The sequence below is a fragment of the Pseudacidovorax sp. genome (genome assembly GCF_017991995.1).
Classification (GTDB): Bacteria; Pseudomonadota; Gammaproteobacteria; order Burkholderiales; family Burkholderiaceae_C; genus Xenophilus.
Genome location: NZ_JAGOPN010000019.1, coordinates 113692 through 128491 on the forward strand (window position 1 = coordinate 113692; position 14800 = coordinate 128491).

16 protein-coding genes are annotated in these 14800 nt (G+C 67.8%); 8 read left to right on the forward strand and 8 right to left on the reverse strand.

What is annotated here, in order from left to right; genetic code table 11:
* The first annotated feature begins 93 nt into the window (after window positions 1-93).
* The gene (locus KBC94_RS22875) at window positions 94-399 is read left to right on the forward strand and encodes a hypothetical protein (protein WP_294375649.1); all 306 of its coding nucleotides are present in this window, start codon (window positions 94-96) and stop codon (window positions 397-399) included.
* Here the strand turns inward: KBC94_RS22875 and KBC94_RS22880 are convergent.
* On the reverse strand, window positions 383-1477 hold the full coding sequence (locus KBC94_RS22880; RefSeq protein WP_294375652.1) for a transporter: 1095 nt from the start codon (window positions 1475-1477) through the stop codon (window positions 383-385). The genes KBC94_RS22875 and KBC94_RS22880 overlap by 17 nt on opposite strands.
* Before the next feature lie 145 nt (window positions 1478-1622).
* Between KBC94_RS22880 and ppk2 the strand changes: the two genes are divergently transcribed.
* The 7 genes from ppk2 to urtE all read left to right on the forward strand — a co-directional run bounded on the left by ppk2 (window position 1623) and on the right by urtE (window position 9861).
* Window positions 1623-2546 (forward strand): polyphosphate kinase 2, encoded by a 924-nt coding sequence (ppk2, locus tag KBC94_RS22885; RefSeq protein WP_294375653.1) that lies wholly within the window; start codon window positions 1623-1625, stop codon window positions 2544-2546.
* A gap of 267 nt (window positions 2547-2813) precedes the next feature.
* The gene (locus tag KBC94_RS22890) at window positions 2814-3839 is read left to right on the forward strand and encodes a PHB depolymerase family esterase (RefSeq protein WP_294375655.1); all 1026 of its coding nucleotides are present in this window, start codon (window positions 2814-2816) and stop codon (window positions 3837-3839) included.
* Window positions 3840-3918: 79 nt separating this feature from the next.
* Window positions 3919-5193, forward strand: coding sequence for an urea ABC transporter substrate-binding protein (gene urtA, locus KBC94_RS22895; RefSeq protein ID WP_294375657.1), 1275 nt, complete (start codon window positions 3919-3921; stop codon window positions 5191-5193).
* A gap of 290 nt (window positions 5194-5483) precedes the next feature.
* Complete coding sequence (gene urtB, locus KBC94_RS22900) at window positions 5484-7052, forward strand: urea ABC transporter permease subunit UrtB (RefSeq protein WP_294375769.1); 1569 nt, start codon at window positions 5484-5486, stop codon at window positions 7050-7052.
* Window positions 7049-8281, forward strand: a complete 1233-nt coding sequence (gene urtC / locus KBC94_RS22905; RefSeq protein ID WP_294375661.1) for an urea ABC transporter permease subunit UrtC — start codon at window positions 7049-7051, stop codon at window positions 8279-8281. The genes urtB and urtC overlap by 4 nt, the downstream gene beginning before the upstream one ends.
* Window positions 8278-9153: an urea ABC transporter ATP-binding protein UrtD gene (urtD, locus tag KBC94_RS22910; protein ID WP_294375664.1), complete on the forward strand. Its 876-nt coding sequence runs from the start codon at window positions 8278-8280 to the stop codon at window positions 9151-9153. The genes urtC and urtD overlap by 4 nt, the downstream gene beginning before the upstream one ends.
* 3 nt (window positions 9154-9156) lie before the next feature.
* On the forward strand, window positions 9157-9861 hold the full coding sequence (urtE, locus tag KBC94_RS22915; protein ID WP_294375667.1) for an urea ABC transporter ATP-binding subunit UrtE: 705 nt from the start codon (window positions 9157-9159) through the stop codon (window positions 9859-9861).
* A 9-nt stretch (window positions 9862-9870) separates the two neighbouring features.
* Here the strand turns inward: urtE and KBC94_RS22920 are convergent, their stop codons facing one another.
* The 7 genes from KBC94_RS22920 to ligA form a co-directional block, all read right to left on the reverse strand.
* Window positions 9871-10878 (reverse strand): aldo/keto reductase, encoded by a 1008-nt coding sequence (locus tag KBC94_RS22920; RefSeq protein WP_294375669.1) that lies wholly within the window; start codon window positions 10876-10878, stop codon window positions 9871-9873.
* Window positions 10850-11425, reverse strand: a complete 576-nt coding sequence (locus tag KBC94_RS22925) for a hypothetical protein (RefSeq protein WP_294375673.1) — start codon at window positions 11423-11425, stop codon at window positions 10850-10852. The genes KBC94_RS22920 and KBC94_RS22925 overlap by 29 nt, the downstream gene beginning before the upstream one ends.
* A complete protein-coding gene (locus KBC94_RS22930; protein ID WP_294375675.1) occupies window positions 11422-11880 on the reverse strand; it encodes an AsnC family transcriptional regulator in 459 nt (152 codons plus the stop codon). Before KBC94_RS22930 ends, KBC94_RS22925 begins: the two co-directional genes overlap by 4 nt.
* Window positions 11877-12257: a GIY-YIG nuclease family protein gene (locus KBC94_RS22935; RefSeq protein ID WP_294375676.1), complete on the reverse strand. Its 381-nt coding sequence runs from the start codon at window positions 12255-12257 to the stop codon at window positions 11877-11879. Before KBC94_RS22935 ends, KBC94_RS22930 begins: the two co-directional genes overlap by 4 nt.
* A gap of 196 nt (window positions 12258-12453) precedes the next feature.
* Window positions 12454-13416: a Gfo/Idh/MocA family oxidoreductase gene (locus tag KBC94_RS22940; protein WP_294375679.1), complete on the reverse strand. Its 963-nt coding sequence runs from the start codon at window positions 13414-13416 to the stop codon at window positions 12454-12456.
* A gap of 29 nt (window positions 13417-13445) precedes the next feature.
* Entirely contained in the window at window positions 13446-14315 is an 870-nt protein-coding gene (locus tag KBC94_RS22945) for a class III extradiol dioxygenase subunit beta (RefSeq protein ID WP_294375682.1), read from the reverse strand.
* Between the two features lie 32 nt (window positions 14316-14347).
* Window positions 14348-14791 carry a protocatechuate 4,5-dioxygenase subunit alpha gene (ligA, locus tag KBC94_RS22950; protein WP_294375685.1) on the reverse strand — a complete coding sequence of 148 codons (444 nt, stop codon included), beginning with the start codon at window positions 14789-14791 and terminating at the stop codon, window positions 14348-14350.
* Window positions 14792-14800: the final 9 nt, after the last annotated feature.

Sequence of the window (14800 nt, forward strand, 5' to 3'; positions counted from 1 at the left end):
CTTCAACAACCCCGGAACTGACTCGGAGTTGTCATATTTCCCAGGGGGAGGCAAGGGGAGAATCCGCGCCTGTCTGTCATCTTTTGCCTACGCATGAACGCCATCAAGGAAGCCCGCCGCTACATCGAACGCCGCCCGCCGGAAGATCCAGCGGCCCGTACGCTGGCGGCCCTCGTCCTGGCGCTGGAGACCGACCGCGGCTTCGACCTGTCCTCGCTCTATGCGCTGGACTACAAAAGCTTCGACCTGGCCATCGAGGTGCTGCGCGACTGGCGACTGGACCGCTATTACGCGGGCAAGGCGAAGCTGTTCGACCTCTCCATGCAGGTGCACGAGTCGCCGGAAACGCCGGTCGCCCCCGCGGCGGCGTCGTCCGCCGACGCTACTTCTTCTTCCTGAACGCCAGCCAGGCCGCCACGGCCGTGAAGGTGGCCACGATGGCCACCAGGTGCCAGAACCCGTGCGGGTTCTCTGCCAGCGGGATGCCCCCGACGTTCATGCCGAACAGGCCGGCCAGGATGTTGATGGGCAGGGCCAGCACCGTCACCACCGTCAGCACGAACAGGCTGCGGTTGTTGTCCTCCTGCACGCTGGCGGCGATCTCCTCCTGCAGCAGCTTCACCCGCTCCTGCAGGCCGTGCATGTCGCGCAGCACGACCGAGAACTCCTCCGACGCATCGCGCAGCCCCTGCGCATCGGCCTCGGCCATCCAGGCCGGCGGGCGCTGCAGCAGCCGGAACAGCGCTGCCGGCTCGGGCGCCAGCAGGCGCTGAAGCCGCACCAGCACCCGCCGCATCTCGCCCAGGCGCGCGCGCTGGGCGTCGGGACGACGCGCGAGCAGCGCGTCCTCGATGGCATCGATGCGGCCGGTGACAGTGCGCACCACGCCCACCAGCACATCCGCCTGCGTGCGCATCAGCCGCTCCAGCAACTCGGTGGTGGAGCGCGGCGCCTCGCCGGTGCGCACGGCCAGGCGCAGGTCGTCCACCGAGCGCAACGGCCGCGTGCGTGCCGTGACCACCAGCCGCGGGCCGACGCCGATCCACAGCGTGGCGATGTCCGAAGGCTCGAAGCCGAAGTCGAAATGCAGGTCGTTGATGACGGCCACCAGGGCGTCGTCGTCGCGCTCGATGCGGGTCGAATGGGTGCCCTCGCGCAGCGCCTCGTAGAAGCTGTCGGGCAGGCCGGCATGGCGCTCCAGCCAGCGCTGGGCCTGCGCATGGCTGAGGTTGAAGTGCAGCCAGGCATAGGGCGAGGCGTCGTCCGGCTCGGCCCGGGCCGCGGCGCCGGCATGGGGGCCGGGTTCGCTGCGCGTGTTGGCGACCTCCTGCAGCCACAGCGCGGCCTCGTCCAGGTCCAGCGGGCGAGGCGGCGACGACGCCTCGCCGTCGAAGAGGTAGCCGCAGATCAAGCCGGCGGCGTCTGCGCCATGGGCGGCTGCGGCGAGCGGAGCAGGGAGCGGCAGGGGCGAGGGCACGGCGCTGGGGGCGAAAGTAGGTCTGGGATGATGTGACGTCGGCATGTCAATCCGATGACGCCGCGAGCCCCGGGTGTCATGGTTGCGTCATGGGGTCGCACGAGCATGTGCGGCGTTCTTGTGTCCCACTTTCCGGTGCATTGCCATGCCTACTTCCGACTTCACGCCCACCGACCATGACGTGCTGATGCGCCGCATCGCCGAGGATCTGATCGACGGCTACGACGAGGAGATCGAGCTGGAGCTGGAGGACCGCGTGGTCGGCCCCGACGGCAAGCTGCAGCACGAGGAAGGCGGCCTGCCGCGCCGCACCTACTTCGAGGCGCTCTTCCGCCTGCAGGGCGAGCTGGTCAAACTGCAGGACTGGGTGCAGCACACCGGCCAGAAGGTCGTGATCCTGTTCGAGGGCCGCGACGCGGCGGGCAAGGGGGGCGTGATCAAGCGCATCACCCAGCGCCTGAATCCGCGGGTGGCCCGCGTGGCGGCCCTGCCGGCGCCCAATGACCGCGAGCGCACGCAGTGGTACTTCCAGCGCTATGTGTCGCACCTGCCGGCGGCCGGCGAGATGGTGCTGTTCGACCGCAGCTGGTACAACCGCGCCGGCGTCGAGAAGGTGATGGGCTTCTGCACCGACGACGAGCTGGAGGAGTTCTTCCGCACCGTCCCGGAGTTCGAGAAGATGCTGGTGCGCTCGGGCATCCGGCTGATCAAGTACTGGTTCTCCATCACCGACGAGGAGCAGCATCTGCGCTTCCTCGGCCGCATCCACGATCCGCTCAAGCAGTGGAAGCTCAGCCCCATGGACCTGGAAAGCCGCCGCCGCTGGGAGGACTACACCAAGGCCAAGGAGGCGATGCTGGAGCGCACGCACATTCCCGAGGCGCCGTGGTGGGTGGTGCAGGCGGTGGACAAGAAGAAGGCGCGCCTGAACTGCATCACGCACCTGCTGGGCCAGATGCCCTACCGCGAGGTGGAGCACCCGCCCATCGCGCTGCCGGACCGGGAGCGGCATCCGGACTACTTCCGCCAGCCCGTGCCGCAGAGCATGATCGTTCCGGAGATTTATTGACTCACCCCCAGGCTGCGCGCTTCGCGCTCCGCCTCCCCCTTGCAGGGGGCGCATCCTGCGGCCCGGCAAAGCCGGTTCCGCGGATGCTTCGGCTTGGCCTGCTCCGCGGCCTCTCGAGCATTCGTTCGTCGGAACGCGCTGGCGGTAGGCAACGCCGCGGTGCGCCGGCCATGTCCGCAGCCGACATCGCATTGGGCCTTCGGCTGCTTGACGTCGCGCGGCGCGGGCCCAAACATGGAGCGCTTTGCTTCTTTCCAAGGCCGTGCCATGCCCCGTCGTCCTCCTTCCCTCGGCCGTACTTTCGCGCGGGCCTATCAGCGGCAGTTGAAGGCCGTCACCGGCGCGATGGCGCGCGTCGGGCAGGGGGCGGCCAAACGGGTGCGCGATGCGGCGGCGGAGAGCACGCGGCCACCGCCCGGGCCGGGCGACTGGCTGGCCGGGATCGCCTTCGCGGCCGGTGGGGCCTGCCGCTATCACCTGTTCGTACCGCCACCGGTGCCGGGGCGGCCGGTGCGCGGGCTGCCGCTGGTGGTGATGCTGCACGGTTGCCGGCAGACGGCGCGCGACTTCGCCATCGGATCGCGCATGAATGCGCTGGCGCGGCGCGAGGGCTTCCTGGTGCTCTATCCGCAGCAGTCGGCGCTGGCCAATCCGGAAGGCTGCTGGAACTGGTTCTCTGAACAGCGGGCCGATGTCGAGGTGGGATTGGTGCTGGCGACCATCGACCAAGCCTGCCTGCTCTACGGTGCCGACGCCTCGCGCATCGCCGTGGCGGGGCTGTCGGCCGGGGCAGGGCTGGCGGCGCGGCTCGCGATGCGCGCGCCCGAGCGACTGCAGGCCGTGATGATGCATTCGGGCGTGGCGCCCGGTGCCGCGACCTCGGCGCGGCAGGCGCTGGGGGCGATGGTGGGCCGGCGTGCGCCCGTGCTGCAACTGGCGGCCGATGGCGCGGCCATGCTGCCGCCGCTGCTGGTGGTGCAGGGTGGCCGCGACACGGTGGTGCGGCCCGCCGCCGCCCGTCTGGCCGCCGAGGTCTGGGCGCAGGCTGTCGGTGCCGAGGCCGTCGCACCCGTGACTCTGCAGCGTGGCAAGCGTCATCCCATGCAGGTCACCGACTTCCGCCGGGGACGCGTGGTGGAGGTGCGCCTGGTGGAGATCGAGGCGCTGGGCCATGCCTGGAGCGGGGGCAGCACCCGCGGCAGCTACGCCGACCCCGCGGGGCCGGACGCGGGTCGGCTGTTCTGGGATTTCGCGCGCCGCGCCTTCGCGGCATGTACGCCACCCGGCGTATAGCCCGTCCGGGGCCCGGCAAGGAGACTCCAACCCGTTCCTTCCATCCCTTGCCAACCGAAACCCCAGGAGAAGAGCAGCCATGCAACGTCGCTTCACCCTCAAGGCGCTGACCGCCAGCGTCGCCCTCGCCAGTCTCGGCGCCGCGCCCGCCTTTGCCCAGCAGGACACCATCAAGGTCGGCGTGCTGCACTCGCTGTCCGGCACCATGGCCATCTCCGAGACCGTGCTCAAGGACACGGTGCTGATGGCCATCGACGAAATCAACGCCAAGGGCGGCGTGCTGGGTAAGAAGCTTGAGCCCGTGGTGGTCGACCCCGCCTCCAACTGGCCCCTGTTCGCCGAGAAGACCAAGCAGCTGCTCGGCCAGGACAAGGTCGCCGTGATCTTCGGCTGCTGGACCTCGGTGTCGCGCAAGTCGGTGCTGCCGGTCGTCGAAGAAATGAACGGCCTGCTGTTCTACCCCGTGCAGTACGAGGGTGAAGAGCTGTCGAAGAACGTGTTCTACACCGGCGCCGCGCCCAACCAGCAGGCCATCCCTGCCGTCGACTACCTGATGAGCAAGGAAGGCGGCGGCGCCAAGCGCTGGGTGCTGCTGGGCACCGACTACGTTTACCCCCGCACCACCAACAAGATCCTGCGCGCCTACCTGAAGAGCAAGGGCGTGGCCGACAAGGACATCGACGAGAAGTACACCCCCTTCGGCCACAGCGACTACCAGACCATCGTCGCCGACATCAAGAAGTTCAGCCAAGGCGGCAAGACGGCCGTGGTGTCGACCATCAACGGCGACTCCAACGTGCCCTTCTACAAGGAACTGGGCAACGCCGGCCTGAAGGCCAAGGACGTGCCGGTCGTCGCCTTCTCGGTGGGCGAAGAGGAACTGCGCGGCGTCGATACCAAGCCGCTGGTGGGCCACCTGGCCGCCTGGAACTACTTCATGAGCATCAAGAGCCCGGCCAACACCGAGTTCATCAAGAAGTGGTCCGCCTACGCCAAGGCCAAGAACATCCCCGGCCACAAGGACAAGCCGCTGACCAACGACCCGATGGAAGCCACCTACATCGGCATCAACATGTGGAAGCAGGCCGTCGAGAAGGCCAAGTCCACCGACGTGGACAAGGTCATCGCCGCCATGGCCGGTCAGACCTTCAACGCACCCTCGGGCATCGTCAGCAAGATGGACGAGAAGAACCACCACCTGCACAAGTCGGTGTTCATCGGCGAGATCCAGGCCGACGGTCAGTTCAAGGTGGTGTGGAAGACCAAGGAGCCGGTCAAGGCCAAGCCCTGGAGCCCGTACATCGAAGGCAACGACAAGAAGAAGGACGAGCCGGACGGCAAGTCGAAAATTTGACCACCCCGTTTCTTGCTCACTTCGTGTAGCCGAATCCCCCTCAAGGGGCTGAGCCTGTACGGGCAAGGTCCGGTGGACCTTGCCCGACTGGCGAAGAGCTGCGCCACTGGCGCAGCGCGGTCTGCAAGACCACCCCGGCGGCCCGGCAAAGCCGGTTCCGCGGGTGCGTGCGAACGGGCTTCGCTTCGCTTGCCCTGAGCTCATGGGCGCACAGGCTCGATCTTGCTTGTCGGGATCGGGCCTTTTCTTTGGATGTCGAGGACGACGTGAAAACACCTCTTCGCTTGTTCATGCAGCTGGCGTTCCTCGCCCTGCTGATGCTGGCCGGGCCGGCCAGGGCGCTGACGGCCGACGAGGCCCTGGCCATGGCCTCGGGCGATGCCGAAAGCCGCATCGCGGCCATCAACAAGGCCGTGGCCGTGGCCGACGAGAAGACCAAGGCCTTCCTGCAGGCCCTGGTGGACGAGGCGGTGAAGTTCACCGACAAGCAGGCCTTCCTCATGAAGGACGACAAGGGCTACGACCCGGTCACCGGCGCCGAGGTGAAGGTGCCGGCCGAGGCCGAGGACGTCGTCAACAACAACCTGATGCGCGGCGCGCTCGATGCTGCGCAGGCCGCGTTGCAGCTCACCAGCCCCGACGAAGCCGTGCGGCTGGAAGCGGCCGAGGCGCTGTTCAAGGAGCCCGACGAATCGCGCGTGCCGCTGATCGAGAAGGCCCTGGCCGCCGAGCAGAGCGCCAAGGTCAAGGCCAAGCTGATGCTGGTGCGCGATGCCTCCATGCTCTCCAGCGCGGACGCCGCCAAGCGCCTGGCTGCCGCCAAGGCCCTCGGCGACAACAAGAACCCGGACACCAAGCTGCTGCTCAACCAGCGCCTGGCCGACGAGACCGACCCGCAGGTCAAGGCCGCCATCCAGGCCAGCATTGCCGCCATCGACGGCGCGCTGGTGTGGGGCGACCGGCTGGGCGTGATCTTCAGCGGCATCAGCCTCGGCTCGGTGCTGCTATTGGCGGCGCTAGGCCTGGCCATCACCTACGGCCTGATGGGCGTGATCAACATGGCCCATGGCGAGCTGATGATGATCGGCGCCTATGCCACCTATGTGATGCAGGGCGTGTTCCAGCGCTTCCTGCCCGAGTCGATGTTCGGCTGGTACCTGGTGGCGGCCATCCCCGTGTCTTTCATGGCCTCGGCCCTGGTGGGTGCGGTGCTGGAGCGGGGCGTGATCCGCTTCCTTTACGGCCGGCCGCTGGAGACGCTGCTGGCCACCTGGGGCATCAGCCTGATGCTGCAGCAGCTGGTGCGCACGATCTTCGGCGCGCAGAACGTGGGCGTGGAGAACCCCGGCTGGATGAGCGGCGGGCTGGAAGTGCTCTCCAACCTCGTGCTGCCCTGGAACCGCATCGGCATCATCATCTTCGCGGGCCTCGTGCTGGCGGCCATGGCCTGGCTCATCGGCCGCACGCGCCTGGGCCTCTTCGTGCGCGGCGTGACGCAGAACCGGCCCATCGCCTCCTGCATGGGCGTGAACACGGCGCGGGTGGACACCTATGCCTTCGCGCTGGGCTCGGGCATCGCCGGCCTGGCCGGCTGCGCGCTCAGCCAGATCGGCAACGTGGGCCCCGACCTGGGTCAGAGCTACATCGTCGACAGCTTCATGGTGGTGGTGATGGGTGGCGTGGGCCAGCTGGCCGGCACCGTGTACGCAGCGCTGGGCCTGGGCGTGCTCAACAAGTTCATCGAGGGCTGGGCGGGCGCGGTGCTGGCCAAGATCGCCATCCTGGTCTTCATCATCGTGTTCATCCAGAAGCGGCCGCAAGGCATTTTCGCCATCAAGGGCCGGAGTGCAGAAGCATGAGGACAGTCACTCTTCCCTCCAAGGCCCCGCTGCTCAGCGGCAAGGGCTGGACCGCCTTCTTCATCGCGCTGATCGTCGTGTGCGGCCTGGCGCCGGTGCTCAACCTGTGGGTGCCCGAAGGCAGCGCCTTCCACCTCAGCGACTATGCGGTGGCGCTGCTCGGCAAAATCATGTGCTACGCCATCTGCGCACTGGCCATGGACCTGATCTGGGGCTATACCGGCATCCTGTCGCTGGGCCACGGCCTGTTCTTCGCGCTGGGCGGCTACATGATGGGCATGTACCTCATGCGCCAGATCGGCCGCGACGGCAACTACAAGAGCGACCTGCCGGACTTCATGGTCTTCCTCGACTGGAAGACCCTGCCCTGGCACTGGACCTTCAGCGACAGCTTCGTCTTCCAGATGCTGATGGTGGTGGTGGTGCCGGGCCTGCTGGCGCTGGTCTTCGGCTACTTCGCCTTCCGCTCGCGCATCAAGGGCGTGTACTTCTCGATCATCACGCAGGCCATGACCTTCGCGGCCATGCTGCTGTTCTTCCGCAACGAGACGGGCTTCGGCGGCAACAACGGCTTCACCGACTTCAAGCGCATCCTTGGCATCCCGATCGCGACGCAGGAGATGCGCATGACGATCTTCGCCCTCACCGGTGCGGTGCTGCTGGGCTTCTTCCTGTTCGCCAAGTGGCTGATCGGCAGCAAGTACGGCCGCGTGCTGCAGGCCATCCGCGATGCCGAGTCGCGCACCATGTTCTGCGGCTACAACCCGCTGCCCTACAAGCTCAGCATCTGGGTCATCTCGGCCATGATGTGCGGCGTGGCCGGCGCGCTGTACGTGCCGCAGGTGGGCATCATCAATCCGGGCGAGATGAGCGCCGCCAACTCCATCGAGATCGCCATCTGGACGGCCGTGGGTGGCCGGGCCACGCTGGTCGGGCCCATCGTGGGTGCCTTCCTGGTCAACGGCGCCAAGAGCTGGCTCACGGTGGTGGCGCCGGAATACTGGCTGTACTTCTTGGGCGCGCTCTTCATCGCTGTCACGCTGTTCCTGCCCGATGGCATCGTCGGCCTGGTGCGCCGTCTGATGAACCGCGGCAAGGCCGGGGTCGCTGCCGAACCCGTGGCGCCCACTGGCCGCGAGCAGGCCCAGCGCGCCCTGGCCAGGGAGGAGGGCGTGGAGCCCGACGCCGTACCCACCGTGCATGTCGAACCCAAGGGAGCCCAGGCATGACGCCCGACCTGATGGAAGCCGGCGCCGAGCGCCACGCCCGCGCCCAGGGCCTGCCCGTCGGCGCCTCGACCGAGTCCGGTGGCCGCACCGCCGGCTACGGCCGGCCCGCCGTGGCGGGCGAGGTGGACGTGACCCACGGCCGCATCCTGTACCTGGAAGACGTGAGCGTGAGCTTCGACGGCTTCAAGGCCATCAACAAGCTGAGCCTGGACATCGCCCCCGGCGAGCTGCGCTGCATCATCGGCCCCAACGGTGCGGGCAAGACCACGATGATGGACATCATCACCGGCAAGACGCGGCCCGACGAAGGCACCGTCTACTTCGGCAGCACCATCGACCTGCTGCGCCACCGCGAGGCCGAGATCGCGCAGCTGGGCATCGGCCGCAAGTTCCAGAAGCCCACGGTGTTCGAGCACCTGACCGTGTTCGAGAACCTGGAGCTGGCGCTCAAGACCGACAAGCGCGTCAAGCCCTCGATGTTCTTCAAGCTCGACTCGGCCCAGGCCGACCGGCTGGCCGACATCCTGCAGACCATCCACCTGGCCGACAGCGTCAACCGCATGGCGGGCACGCTGAGCCATGGCCAGAAGCAGTGGCTGGAGATCGGCATGCTGCTCATGCAGGACCCGAAGCTGCTGTTGCTGGACGAACCCGTGGCCGGCATGACCGACGAAGAGACGGCGCGCACGGCCGAGCTCTTCCTCACGCTCAAGGGCAAACACTCGCTGATGGTGGTGGAGCACGACATGAGCTTCATCCGCACCATCTCCGAGATCGTCACCGTGCTGTGCGACGGCTCGGTGCTGGCGCAGGGCACGCTCGATGAAGTGCAGTCCGACGAGCGCGTCATCGAGGTCTACCTGGGACGTTGAACCATGCTGAAGGTCAAGAACATCCACCAGTACTACGGCGGCTCGCACATCCTGCGCGACGTCAGCTTCGAGGCGCCGCTGGGCCAGGTCACCGTGCTGCTGGGCCGCAACGGCGTGGGCAAGACCACGCTGCTGAAGTCGCTCATGGGCCTGGTGCCGATCAAGAGCGGCAGCATCGAATTCGACGGTCAGCCGGTGCACAAGAAGACGCCTTACGAGCGCGCCCGCGCCGGCATGGGCTTCGTGCCGCAGGGCCGCGAGATCTTCGCGCGGCTGACGGTGGAAGAGAACCTGCGGATGGGCCTGGCCTACCGCAGCGCTTCCACGCCCATCGCGCCCGAACTCTACGAGCTGTTCCCGGTGCTCAAGCAGATGCTGCATCGCCGCGGCGGGGACCTGTCGGGCGGCCAGCAGCAGCAGCTGGCCATCGCCCGGGCGCTGGCCCCGGGGCCGAAGATGCTGATCCTGGACGAGCCCACCGAGGGCATCCAGCCCAGCATCATCAAGGACATCGGCCGTGCCATCCGCCGCCTGGCCGACGAGGGCTGGAAGGGCCAGAAGATGGCCATCGTGCTGTGCGAGCAGTACTACGACTTTGCCGAGGAACTGGCCGACCACTATCTCGTGATGGAGCGTGGCGAGGTGATTGCGCGCGGCCTGGGCAAGGACATGGCGATCGACGGCGTGCGCCAGCTGGTCGCGATCTGACGCCGCCGGTCAGGCGGCGAACTCTTCCGTATCCACTTCCTGCGTCGCCTGGGCCGGGTAGCGCGGACCGCTCACGGTGCGCTGGTTGATGAGATCGCCGGCGCGGGCGATCACGTCGACCGGCAGTTGGAGGTCGGCGGCGGCCAGGTCCTCCTGCAGATGGTCCACGCTGGTGGTGCCCGGGATCGGGATGATGTCCTCGCCCTGCGCCAGCAGCCAGGCCAGTGACAGTTGGGCGGACGTGCAGCCGGCCTCCTGGGCCAGCGCCTCGAAGGCGGGCAGCAGCGACAGGTTGCGCGGGTAGTGCTCGGCCGAGAAGCGCGGCATGGGCCGGCGGATGTCCTTGGCGTCCAGCGCGGCCACGTCGGTGAGGCGGCCGGTGAGGTAGGCGCGGGCCAGCGGGCTGAAGGCCACGAAGGCGGTGCCCAGCTCGCGGCAGGCGGCCAGCACGGCGATCTCGGGGTTGCGCGTCCAGAGCGAATATTCGGTCTGCACGGCAGCGATGGGATGCACGGCCGCCGCCTTGCGCAGCGTGCCGGCCGAGACCTCCGACAGGCCCAGCGCGCGCACCTTGCCCTCTTCGATCAGGCGCGACATCTCGCCCACCGAATCCTCGATGGGCACCTTCTTGTCCCAGCGGTGCAGGTAGTAGAGGTCGATGACGTCGGTGCCCAGGCGGCGCAGGCTGTCCTCGCAGTTGCGGCGCAGCGTGGCGGGGCGGCCGTCGATCACGCGGCGCATCACGCCGTCCTCGCCCTTGACGCCGGCCATGCCGCCCTTGCTGCACAGCGTGAACTGGTGGCGGTGTTTCTTGAGCACACGGCCCACCAGTTCCTCGTTGGCGCCGAAGCCGTAGAGCGCCGCCGTGTCGAACAGCGTCACGCCGGCATCCAGCGCAGCGAGCAGCACGCGCTCGCCCTGCTCGGGCGAGGGCGGCACGCCATAGGCGTGGCTCAGGTTCATGCAGCCCAGGCCGATGGCCGAGACCTCAAAGTTCGCGATACGTCGTGTTTGCATGGGCAGAGCTTAGTCGGGGTTGGAAGGTTGAAAGGGGCGCGCGGACTCTTTGCCAGGCCAGGTGCTGCCAGGCCGGCGTGCCGTAGCCTGCCACCAGATCATGGCCGATGGCCCGCCAGGCGGGGTCGGTCGCGTCGAGGCCCAGGGCTTCGATGAAGGGTGCCTGCACGATGAAGCACTGGCGGCGGTAGGGGAGCAGGAAGCCGCCGGGCTGCGTTGCGAGTGCCGGCGCTGCCTCGTCATGGCGGGCGAACCAGAGGTGCAGCAGCAGGCCCGTCCGCGGTGCGTGCCAGAAGTCACCCATGTCATCGCCCGGCGCGGCGAGGCCGCCCAGCACGCGGCGGGCATGGTCCCAGTGCAGGAAGCCGAGTTCGCGCGCTGCGGTCTGCAAATGGTCGCCCAGGGTGCGGTCATCGCTGCGGCCATCGCGGCGCGCCCCATTCAGGCGCACGCGGGCACGCACCTTGAGTTCCTCCGCCGGGACCTTGGCGCTTCCTGTCGGGACGTCGTCGGGGGCATGCTTGTGCCCGGGGGGCTGCTGGCTCATGGCGCTGGCGCCGCGGACGGTGTCGGGATGACGGCACCGCTTGCCACGGCATCGAGCTGCGACTGCAGAGCGTCCGGGCCGCACGGGTCCAGACCGACGCCGGCCCACGCTTTGGCGCACACCGCTCCCACGGTCTGCGCGGCTTCGGCATGCAGTTGCCGGCCGGCGGGCCGCAGCAGCACGGCACCGGCATCGCGTGCCACGAGGCCGGTCTTTTCCAGTGGCATCAGTTGCCGGACGAGCGCCGAGGGTGCGAGGTGCAGGGCCTGCGCGAGCCGCAGCGTGGGCAGACCTCCGTGCGACGCCCGTGCCAGTGCATCGAGCAGCAGGAAGTCCGACGCGTCGAGGCCATGCCACACGCCCAGGCGCTCATCCAGGCGCTGCTGTTGGCGTGCATGGGCCCGGGCCAGCGCGAGGCCGAGACGCATGGCCTGGGCGTCGGTCAGCCGGATCATGCGCTGCCTCCTTGACGTGCACCGCCCTCGGCCGCGGGTGAAAGCAACTCGGCCTCCCACAGCGCCAGCAGCGTCGCCAGCTCGGCGTCGTAGTCGAAGTCGGGATCGTCGCGTTCCTTCACCCGGTCGACGACTTCAAAGCGGAAGGCCTCGGCGCCGTGCGTGTTCCAGGCCGATTGCAGGACCCGGTCGCGGTGGGCGCCGCGCATCAGTTCGAAGCGCAGGCGGTTGAAGATGCCGTCCAGATGGCGGCTGCTGCCCACGCGCAGCAGCCCGGCGGCGTCGCAGCGCAGGGCATAGATGCCCATGGCGGGAAAGGCCTGCTTGTACTGGCGCGTCAGTTCGCGACGGGCCTGCAGGGAAAGGGAAGGGGTCATGGCAGTGCTCCAGGTCCTCGACGCCGAGCCGGTCCCGCATGGGGCTCGAACGAAGACCGCGGTCTGTCCACGGAAGAAGAGAAACGGATCGGGAGGGTGAGAGCCTCTTGTGCGGGCAGGCGCCCCTCAGCACCTGCCCGCAATTTTACCCGGGTTATTTTGGCCGGATCAAGCGATCCGGTTTCCGGGCCATGCCTCAACCGGCGAGCTGCTGCTCCAGCTGATGCAGCACCTGGTAGCAGGGCAGCACCTGCGCCACGCTGCTGTTGGGCTCGCGGCCTTCGCGGATGGCGGCGAAGAATTCGCGGTCCTGCAGCTCGATGCCGTTCATCGACACGTCGACCTTGCTCACGTCCACCGGCTCTTCGGCGCCCTTGCTGTGCGACTGCACCAAGTCGTCGTAACGCGCGATGTAGGTGGCGGTGTCGCCGATGTAGCGGAAGAAGGTGCCCAGCGGGCCGTCGTTGTTGAACGAGAGCGACAGCGTGCAGATGGCGCCGTTGGCGGCCTGCAGCTGGATGCTCATGTCCATGGCGATGCCCAGGTCCTTGTGGATGGGGCCCTGCACGGCGTTGGCCTTCACGATCGGGCTGCCGGCCTGGTAGGCGAACAGGTCCACGGTGTGGGCGGCGTGGTGCCACAGCAGGTGGTCGGTCCAGCTGCGCGGCTGGCCCAGCGCATTCATGTTGGTGCGGCGGAAGAAGTAGGTCTGCACATCCATCTGCTGGATGTTGAATTCGCCGGCCTGGATCTTCCTGTGCACGTACTGGTGGCTGGGGTTGAAGCGGCGGGTGTGACCCACCATCGCCACCTTGCCCGCCTGCTTCTGCAGGGCCAGCACTTCTTCGCCTTCCTTGAGCACGTCGCACAGGGGGATCTCCACCTGCACATGCTTGCCGGCCTGCAGGCAGGCCTTGGTCTGGGCGGCGTGCATCTGCGTGGGCGTGCACAGGATGACCGCGTCCAGCTCCTGGATGGCCAGGCTGTCGGCCAGGTCGGTGGTGACGTGTTGGATGCCGTACTTGTCGGCCACTTCCTGGGTCTTGCCCAGATCGCGGCTGATGAGCGAGATCACCTCGACGTCGGGGATGTTCTTGATGCCGTCCAGGTGCTTGATGCCGAAGGCGCCGGCGCCGGCGAGTGCGACTTTGATGGTCATGTCGGTGTTGGCTTTCTGTGGATGGTTGGTCAGGCCTGGTCTTCCAGGATGAGGTGGCCCACGGCGGTGTTGGACGCCGGCACGTGGAAGAAGCGGTGCACCAGCTTCGGCGCCGGGCCGCCGGCCACGTCGCCCATGGCGCCGCGGGCGATCAGCCACATCACCAGCTCGATGCCCTCGCTGCCAGCTTCGCGCACGTACTCGATGTGCGGCACCTTGGCCAGTTCGGCGGGTTCGGCGATCAGGCGATCCAGGAACTTGTTGTCCCATTCCGAGTTGATCAGGCCGGCGCGTGCGCCCTGCAGCTGGTGGCTCATGCCGCCGGTGCCCCAGATGTGCACGTTGAGGTCCTCGTCGAAGCTCTCGACCGCCTTGCGGATGGCGCGGCCCAGGTTGAAGCAGCGCTGGCCGCTCGGCACTGGGTACTGCACCACATTGACCGCGAAGGGAATCACCGGGCAGGGCCAGGCGCCGTTCTTCGGGTCCTGCTCGCCGCACATCAGTGACAGCGGCACCGTCAGGCCATGGTCCACGTCCATCTTGTTGACGATGGTGAGGTCGAAGTCCTGCTGGATCACGCTCTGCGCGATGTGGCTGGCCAGCTCCGGGTGGCCCACCACCTTGGGCACCGGGCGCGGGCCCCAGCCCTCGTCGGCCGGCTGGTATTCGGCGGCCGTGCCGATGGCGAAGGTGGGGATCATGTCCAGGCTGAAGGCCGTGGCATGGTCATTGAAGACCAGGATGACCACGTCGGGCTTGTTGTCCTTCATCCATTGCTTGGAGAAGTCGTAGCCGGCGAACAGCGGCTTCCAGTAGTCTTCCTTCGTCTTGCCCAGGTCCAGCGCGGCGCCGATGGCGGGCACGTGCGAGGTGTAGACGGATGCGGTGATGCGGGCCATTCAAGCCTCCTGAGGGATGCGGGGGCACATGGTCATGCCGCCTTGGTGGGGTGATGGGCGCCTTGCGGCTGGCGGTGCGCCTGGGCGTCGCCGTCCTCGCCCACGTAGCGGTTGCCGTCCACGCGGCGGCCGCCGTTGATCATCATGTTGCGGTATTCCTCTTCGGTCATGCCGGTCATCGAGCCCGCCATCTGCTGGAAGCTCTTGCCGTCGGTGGCGCCGATCTTGGCGAGGAAGTAGATGTTGCCGCCGGTGCGCATGCACCAGTTGAGGTCGCGCGCCAGCACGGCCTGCTTCTGTTCCTCGGTCATCGGCCATTCGTCGAGGTAGGCCCGCTCGTCGGCCTTGAAGCGCTCGCGGTTCTCGGCCTTCATCAGGCTCATGCAGAACTGGTTGAGCCAGTAGCCTTTGCGGCTCTGCTCGGCGTCGAAGATGATCGTGCCGGGCACGTCCAGGTAGGGTTTGTCGAGGGCCATGGAAGGGTC

What these genes read in the sequence shown, in the direction of transcription:
- urtC (WP_294375661.1), top strand. Translation starts at nt 7,049, where the DNA reads ATGAGGACAGTCACTCTTCCCTCCAAGGCCCCGCTGCTCAGCGGCAAG.
- KBC94_RS22890 (WP_294375655.1), top strand. Translation starts at nt 2,814, where the DNA reads ATGCCCCGTCGTCCTCCTTCCCTCGGCCGTACTTTCGCGCGGGCCTAT.
- urtA (WP_294375657.1), top strand. Translation starts at nt 3,919, where the DNA reads ATGCAACGTCGCTTCACCCTCAAGGCGCTGACCGCCAGCGTCGCCCTC.
- urtB (WP_294375769.1), top strand. Translation starts at nt 5,484, where the DNA reads ATGCAGCTGGCGTTCCTCGCCCTGCTGATGCTGGCCGGGCCGGCCAGG.
- KBC94_RS22875 (WP_294375649.1), top strand. Translation starts at nt 94, where the DNA reads ATGAACGCCATCAAGGAAGCCCGCCGCTACATCGAACGCCGCCCGCCG.
- urtE (WP_294375667.1), top strand. Translation starts at nt 9,157, where the DNA reads ATGCTGAAGGTCAAGAACATCCACCAGTACTACGGCGGCTCGCACATC.
- KBC94_RS22920 (WP_294375669.1), bottom strand. Translation starts at nt 10,878, where the DNA reads ATGCAAACACGACGTATCGCGAACTTTGAGGTCTCGGCCATCGGCCTG.
- KBC94_RS22940 (WP_294375679.1), bottom strand. Translation starts at nt 13,416, where the DNA reads ATGACCATCAAAGTCGCACTCGCCGGCGCCGGCGCCTTCGGCATCAAG.
- KBC94_RS22925 (WP_294375673.1), bottom strand. Translation starts at nt 11,425, where the DNA reads ATGAGCCAGCAGCCCCCCGGGCACAAGCATGCCCCCGACGACGTCCCG.
- KBC94_RS22935 (WP_294375676.1), bottom strand. Translation starts at nt 12,257, where the DNA reads ATGACCCCTTCCCTTTCCCTGCAGGCCCGTCGCGAACTGACGCGCCAG.
- ligA (WP_294375685.1), bottom strand. Translation starts at nt 14,791, where the DNA reads ATGGCCCTCGACAAACCCTACCTGGACGTGCCCGGCACGATCATCTTC.
- ppk2 (WP_294375653.1), top strand. Translation starts at nt 1,623, where the DNA reads ATGCCTACTTCCGACTTCACGCCCACCGACCATGACGTGCTGATGCGC.
- urtD (WP_294375664.1), top strand. Translation starts at nt 8,278, where the DNA reads ATGACGCCCGACCTGATGGAAGCCGGCGCCGAGCGCCACGCCCGCGCC.
- KBC94_RS22930 (WP_294375675.1), bottom strand. Translation starts at nt 11,880, where the DNA reads ATGATCCGGCTGACCGACGCCCAGGCCATGCGTCTCGGCCTCGCGCTG.
- KBC94_RS22945 (WP_294375682.1), bottom strand. Translation starts at nt 14,315, where the DNA reads ATGGCCCGCATCACCGCATCCGTCTACACCTCGCACGTGCCCGCCATC.